Source organism: Variovorax sp. GW821-FHT09D05, assembly GCF_059416325.1.
The window spans coordinates 700147-706790 of the sequence record NZ_JBWKOZ010000002.1 but is presented as its reverse complement, the minus strand read 5'-3'; the positions used below and the strand labels follow the sequence as shown (position 1 = coordinate 706790).

Below are 6644 nucleotides of genomic sequence, written 5' to 3'. Positions count from 1 at the left end.
GCGGACGCCAACGGGCTGATGAGCAATGCGGATCTGCGCGCGGGCCAGGTGCTCACCATCCCCACGCGGGTGACGAGCGCGAACAACGTCAACACGTTCAAGCCTTACGACCCGAGCAAGATTGCGAACGACACGCCGACGATGCTGGCGCGGCCGCAGGATGAGAAGGGCTGCGGTGGGGTGGGGCAGGTGATCGTGGCGGTGGTGGCGATCGTCGTCGCAGTCTATACCGGAGGAGCGGCGCTTTCAGCGATGGGTGCTACTGTCGGGACTGCCAGCACAGGTACCCTCGTGGCAGCAGGCGCAATCGGCGGTGCCGTAGGTTCCATTGCGAGCCAAGCAGTCGGGGTCGCCATTGGTGCGCAAGACAGCTTTAGCTGGAAAAGCGTGGCGCTGGGCGCAATTGGCGGGGGAGTGAGTGCGGGGCTAGGCGGGGTAAATTTCACCGGTGCGGATGTTGCGGCCGGGGGGGCTGGCTCGCTCGGCAATCAGATCATCCAGAGAGCCATTGGCAATGCAGCGACGCAGGGCATTGGCATGACCATGGGGCTGCAGTCGAGCTTCAACTGGAGATCGGTTGCTGTCAGCGCGCTCAGTCCTGTCGTGGGGCAAGGCTTCAGTGCCGCATTGGACTACTACCCAGGTCAACCTGGTGTTCAGTTCGATCTTGGCAAGAGCTTGGTGTCTGGTATTGGCTCCAGTCTCGTGATGCAAGCTGTGCGCGGCGGCAAGATAGATAGTGCCCAGATCGCTTCCGATGCATTTGGCAATGCGTTGGGGGACAGCTTGGCCAGCGCGATGGGGCAGTCCAGCGAGATGACGCGTGGGGAGGCTGAGGAAAGGGCAGCGTCGCGAGAGGTCTACGCGATGGGCGACGGGATTCCGAGGGTCAACGGACTGGACTTTTCGCAGGATGCGGCCATGCGGAAAACGGCCCTCGATCCTTACAACCTGTCTGACTTCCGTGGTGTTGCGCCGACCTCGCCGGGCAGTACAACGCTCGACATCGAAAAGGCTCAGCAGCGTGTCTACGAGACCGGCCGGAAGCCGGTCTACGACTTCGGTGATCCGTTGGAAGGCGGAGATGTGGGTGACCAGTTCGCCGGAGGCTCCGTCCGAGTGATGCGTGGCAATGCGGTAGCGAGGCCGGGTGGTGGTGGGCCAGTCGAAGTGCTGGATCCGGTGCCTTCGACTGTCAACGGTGTCAGCGTGAATCGGCGTGCCGAAGCCTTGATTCAGGGCGCCGCCGATTTGGCAGGTGCCGGAGACTTGTACAGAGACATCAAGCTCATCGGCAATCTTTTGAGCGATAGCGCACAGCAGAAGACCATTGACGACCTCAAGGGCGCGCTGCAGAAGAAGCTGGGCTTTGCCGCAGCGGTGCCCTCGGAGACGGCCCTGGGTGCGACGACGGGTGTTGGCTCGGATGGGGTGCCGCGCTATGACAAGGCCGACCTGATCGACCGCTACAGCGATGCTATTCGCAAGGTCGAGCTGAGAAATGCTGGCGTGATCGAGCTGGACACCAAGACCATGTTGATCACGTCCATTGGGACGGCAAAACTGACACCTGATCAGTGGGAGGCGAAGAACACGCAGATCTATCAGGAGGCGCTTGCGACGGGTCTGGAGAAGGGGCAAAGTCTTTACAACACAGGGAAGTTGCGCTATCGACTGGACATGCCAGAGCAATTGCAGGTTGGACTATTCGCGGACGATGCTGCCCGTTCCGCAGTGATCCGGTACAACCGAGAGATTGGAGTCCCCGAAGGGGCCGGCCAGTTGCTGAGCATGAATCGCTGGAGCTACGACCCCAGCGGCAGCGGCCTGTATAACCGCATTGACTTGTTGATGGACTTGGGGCCGAACCGCAACAACAACAGCCTGATCTTGCGCACGGCCGTAGAGGGCAAGAGCTCGCAGGAGGCGGTGCAGTCCTCCGGCACACAACTCCAGCGTGTACAGAATTGGGTCACGCCACGTGTCTACACGGCCACGCCGCAAGGCACGCAGCTCTACGCGCCAAGACGGCTAAAGTGAGGTCATGATGAAAACCAGAACATCACTACCCCAATTCGAGCGCGACCTTCAAGGCATGGTCGGTGGGATTACTTTGTATCGACGTGGGATCGACGAGTTCTACTTGTCGCAATACTCGTGGATCTATGAGCAGCTTGAAGCCGTGCGCTCCAAGCTCGAATCCATTGGCATGTACGAGCGCTGCCGCGATGCGTTACGGCAAGTTGAGGCATGGGTACGAGAGGGCCCTGAGCACGATGAGGAGGCTGAGTTGTTGTTGCTTAACCTCGGGGGGGACTTGAGGGACGCCTCGGGTATTCACGCAGAAATGCGTAAGAAGCTCAAAGAAAATCCGCAGGCCACCACCGACGACTTCAAGCCAGACCCGGATGGTTGGGCGATGCAAGAGCAGCAAGAAAAAAAATGATGGCCCTCGTGCACGCGCCTGTCTCAATCCTTAGCTGCTAAAAACAAAAAGCCCTCACCGCCCCAGCCGTCCTGGCTGAGGTTCGTGAGGGCTTCTTCGTTGGCGCGTTCGTCGTTGGTGGTCAGCGCCCCTGCTGGGCCAGCATGGCCTCGATCACGTTCATCACGGTGCGCTGCTGCGTCTTGGGCAGCGCGCTGATGCGCTCCACATGCTGCATCAGCTTGGGCGCCGGCCCGCGCTTGCGCGCCGCCGTCTGCGGCTCGCCGATCAGCTCTTCCACACTCACCCCCAGCGTGCGCGCCAACAGCGGCAGCGCCGACACCGGCACGCGCCGCTGCCCCAGCTCGTAGGCGTTCACGGTGGGCTGAGAAACGCCCAGCGTCTGCGCCAGCTGCACCTGGGTGATCTGGCTGCCCTTGCGCAGCTGGGCGATGCGGGCGCCCAGCGCCACAAAGAAATCGCGCTCGTCCTGACTGATGGCCACGGTGGGGAGACCCAAAGTGTTGATTGCCACCGAAAATTGACCCACTAAACGCAGTAATTTCCGTCTAAGACTGACCCACGTAAAACCCTACCCTGCTCATTTTTAAAGCAGGGGATCCTAGGAGTGATAGACGTGGCGACATTGAGTGTCATCAGACGCTGGGCCCTGCGCGAGCAGATGTCCATCCGCGAGATAGCCAGGCGTACAGGCCTGTCTCGCAACACCGTAAAGAAGTACCTGCGAGCTGGCGACGAAGAGCCGCGCTACGCCAAGCGGACGAGCTCAAGCAAGCTCGATCCCTATGCCGACAAGCTTTCGACCTGGCTCGCGGTCGAGGCAACCAAATCGCGGAAACAGCGGCGCAATCTGCGGCAGATCCACACAAAGGAGAACATCAAGCACTTATCCACACCGTGAAGCCTTCAGGCTCACAAAGCGGGTGGGTCAGTATTCAATGGAAATCTCGGGTCAGAGATCGGCGGAATCCAACAGAGATAGGTCAGTGTGGATTTCGAACCCTCGAAGTTGAGCGTAACGCCCTTGCCTGATTCCACGAGCTGATTGCACAGAGCAAGCAACCTCGCCAGAAAATCAAGCATGGGTTTGCAGTTGTCTTTGAGCACGAAGACAACCTTCGAATGCTTCGAATCCAGGGGCGAAACACCAATCAGGGCCTGTTCAAACTCGCGAGCCGTCAGCCACACACCTTCAGAAAATTCGATGACGCAGACACTCGGAACCGCGAACCAGTTGAAGTCCACGTCCTGTTCGAAATCGTCCGTGCTTTCATGGAGAAGTCGATTGACGTCCTTCCGATCAAATCCCAGTCCGGCAGCGATCGACTTCGCCTTCGACCCGGGGCATTCCTCCAGAAATGCACGGATCCGACGCAGCATCACAGCTCTCACGCGCAGCGACTACCAGGGCGCCATGGCCCCCGCGCGGTAGCTCTTAAGGCCGAACACTCGGACCGCCAACAAGGATCAAGCGGGGCAGGAATTTTTCACTTTCTGCGGCAAAGCTTTTTCACTTTCTTGGCAAAGTTTTCACTTTCTTTGGCACCCGACAACAGGCTTACACGTCGATATTCGCCGCCCGCAGCGCGTTCTGCTCGATGAACTCGCGACGCGGCTCCACCTCGTCGCCCATCAGCATCGTGAACACACGATCGGCCTCGATCGCATCGTCGATCTGCACGCGTAGCAGGCGCCGCACGGTCGGGTCCATCGTGGTTTCCCACAGCTGCTCGGGGTTCATCTCGCCCAGGCCCTTGTAGCGCTGACGCGAGGTGGCGCGCTCGGCTTCGCCGATGAGCCACTTCATGGCCTGGCGGAAGTCGTCGACCTTTTCTTCCTTGGCGCGTTCGCCTTCGCCGCGCTTCACCAGCGCGCCTTCGGGGCTCAGCAGGCCGCGGAAGGTGTTGGCGGCTTCGGCGAGCGCGGCGTAGTCGGCGCCGTGCACGAAGTCTTGCGTGAGCACGCTGCTCTTGATGTTGCCGTGGTGGCGGCGGCTGATGCGCAGCAGCGGCTTGTCGGTGCGCGCGTCGAACTCGCTGCTCACCTCGGCCGGAATGCCAGTGGTGTTGAGCTCGCGCAGCTTGGCCTGCAGCGCCACGGCCGATGCCTCGGCGGCGGGCGTGGTGTCGAGGTCGAGCGCCACGCCGTCGGCGATGGCGCGCAGTGCCTCGGCGTCCATGAAGTTGCGCAGGCGCGCGATCACGGCCTCGGCCACCTGGTGCTTGCGCGCAAGCTCGCCCAGGGTGTCGCCGCTCAGCGTGGTGGAGTTGGCGCCGCCGGTCTGCAGGCTCGCGTCTTTCAGCGCCACCTTGAGCAGGAAGGCGTCGAGCGCGGGGCCGTCCTTCAGGTACTGCTCTTCCTTGCCGACCTTCACCTTGTACAGCGGAGGCTGCGCGATGTAGATGTGGCCGCGCTCGACCAGCTCGGGCATCTGGCGATAGAAGAACGTCAGCAGCAGCGTGCGGATGTGGGCGCCGTCGACGTCGGCGTCGGTCATGATGATGATGCGGTGGTAGCGCAGCTTGGCGACGTTGAAGTCGTCCGCGCCGCCGCCCGCCGTGGTCGCGCCGGCGCGGCCGATGCCGGTGCCCAGCGCGGTGATCATCGTGAGAATTTCGTTGCTGGTGAGCAGCTTCTCGTAGCGAGCCTTCTCGACGTTCAGGATCTTGCCGCGCAGCGGCAGGATGGCCTGGAACTTCCGGTCGCGGCCCTGCTTGGCGGAGCCGCCGGCGGAGTCACCCTCCACCAGGTAGACCTCGCACAGCGCGGGATCCTTTTCCTGGCAGTCGGCCAGCTTGCCGGGCAGGCCCATGCCGTCGAGCACGCCCTTGCGGCGCGTCATTTCGCGGGCCTTGCGGGCGGCTTCGCGGGCACGGGCGGCCTCGACGATCTTGCCGCAGATGATCTTGGCGTCGTTCGGGCGTTCCTGCAGGTAGTCGGTCAGCAGCTTGCCGACGATGTCTTCCACCGGCGCGCGCACTTCGCTGGACACCAGCTTGTCCTTGGTCTGGCTCGAGAACTTGGGCTCGGGCACCTTCACGCTCAGCACGCAGCACAGGCCTTCGCGCATGTCGTCGCCGGTGACTTCGACCTTCGCCTTCTTCGCGAACTCGTTTTCTTCGATGTACTTGTTGATGACGCGGGTCATCGCGGCGCGCAGGCCTGTCAGGTGGGTGCCGCCGTCACGCTGCGGGATGTTGTTGGTGAAGCAGAGAACCTGCTCGTTGTAGCCGCTGTTCCACTGCATCGCCACCTCGACGCCGATGTGCGTGCCGGGGATGCCGCCGTAGGTGTCGGCCGGGCGCTCGCCCTCGGCGTAGAACGAGTTCGGATGCAGGACGGTCTTGCCCTTGTTGATGAACTCCACGAAGCCGCGCACGCCGCCGGCGCCGGAGAAGTCGTCTTCCTTGCCGGTGCGCTCGTCCTTCAGGCGGATGCGCACGCCGTTGTTCAGGAAGCTCAGTTCGCGCAGGCGCTTGCTGAGGATCTCGTAGTGGAAGTCCGAGTTCTCCTTGAAGATCTGGGTGTCAGGCAGAAAGTGCACCTCGGTGCCGCGCTTGTCGGTGTCGCCGATGATCTTCATGGGCGAGACTTCGACGCCGTTCACCGTCTCGAGCAGGCGGTTCTGCACGAAGCCGCGGCTGAATTCGAGTTCGTGGATCTTGCCTTCGCGGCGCACCACGAGGCGCAGCATCACGCTCAGCGCGTTCACGCAGCTCACGCCCACGCCGTGCAGGCCGCCCGACACCTTGTAGCTGTTCTGGTTGAACTTGCCGCCGGCGTGCAGTTCGGTGAGCGCAATTTCCGCAGCCGAGCGCTTGGGCTCGTGCTTGTCGTCCATCTTCACGCCGGTCGGGATGCCGCGGCCGTTGTCGGTAACGGAGATCGAGTTGTCGCTGTGGATGGTCACGACGATGTCGTCGCAATGGCCAGCCAGCGCCTCGTCGATGGAGTTGTCGACGACTTCGAACACCAGGTGGTGCAGGCCGGTGCCGTCGGAGGTGTCGCCGATGTACATGCCGGGGCGCTTGCGCACGGCTTCAAGCCCTTCGAGGATCGTGATGGAGCCTTCGCCGTAGCTGGTGTCGGGGGCCACGGTGTCGATCTCGGGGATGTAGACGGGCTCGGTGTGGGGCACGTCGGGCTTGTTTTCTTCAGCACTCATTCGGATATTCCTCTAACTCTCACGGTATTCACG

Annotated in this window: 4 protein-coding genes and 2 pseudogenes; 3 read left to right on the top strand and 3 right to left on the bottom strand. The window is 62.1% G+C overall.

Annotated elements, in window-relative coordinates:
* Positions 1–2040 (top strand): annotated as a pseudogene (locus AC07O3_RS07895) (hypothetical protein); the annotation flags it as partial.
* A 7-nt stretch (positions 2041–2047) separates the two neighbouring features.
* Positions 2048–2446 (top strand): hypothetical protein, encoded by a 399-nt coding sequence (locus AC07O3_RS07890; protein WP_495339000.1) that lies wholly within the window; start codon positions 2048–2050, stop codon positions 2444–2446.
* A gap of 121 nt (positions 2447–2567) precedes the next feature.
* Here AC07O3_RS07890 and AC07O3_RS07885 read toward each other — a convergent pair whose 3' ends face one another.
* Complete coding sequence (locus AC07O3_RS07885) at positions 2568–2930, bottom strand: helix-turn-helix domain-containing protein (RefSeq protein ID WP_495338999.1); 363 nt, start codon at positions 2928–2930, stop codon at positions 2568–2570.
* 123 nt (positions 2931–3053) lie between these two features.
* Here AC07O3_RS07885 and AC07O3_RS07880 point away from each other — a divergent pair.
* A pseudogene (locus AC07O3_RS07880) lies at positions 3054–3311 on the top strand (helix-turn-helix domain-containing protein); the annotation flags it as partial.
* A gap of 47 nt (positions 3312–3358) precedes the next feature.
* Here the strand turns inward: AC07O3_RS07880 and AC07O3_RS07875 are convergent.
* The gene (locus AC07O3_RS07875) at positions 3359–3826 is read right to left on the bottom strand and encodes a hypothetical protein (protein ID WP_495338998.1); all 468 of its coding nucleotides are present in this window, start codon (positions 3824–3826) and stop codon (positions 3359–3361) included.
* 178 nt (positions 3827–4004) lie between these two features.
* Complete coding sequence (gyrB, locus tag AC07O3_RS07870; RefSeq protein ID WP_093054970.1) at positions 4005–6611, bottom strand: DNA topoisomerase (ATP-hydrolyzing) subunit B; 2607 nt, start codon at positions 6609–6611, stop codon at positions 4005–4007.
* Positions 6612–6644: the final 33 nt, after the last annotated feature.

Bases quoted from the DNA above. Each gene is read 5' to 3' on its own strand.
- AC07O3_RS07890 (WP_495339000.1), top strand. From the start codon at position 2,048: ATGAAAACCAGAACATCACTACCCCAATTCGAGCGCGACCTTCAAGGC.
- AC07O3_RS07875 (WP_495338998.1), bottom strand. From the start codon at position 3,826: ATGCTGCGTCGGATCCGTGCATTTCTGGAGGAATGCCCCGGGTCGAAG.
- gyrB (WP_093054970.1), bottom strand. From the start codon at position 6,611: ATGAGTGCTGAAGAAAACAAGCCCGACGTGCCCCACACCGAGCCCGTC.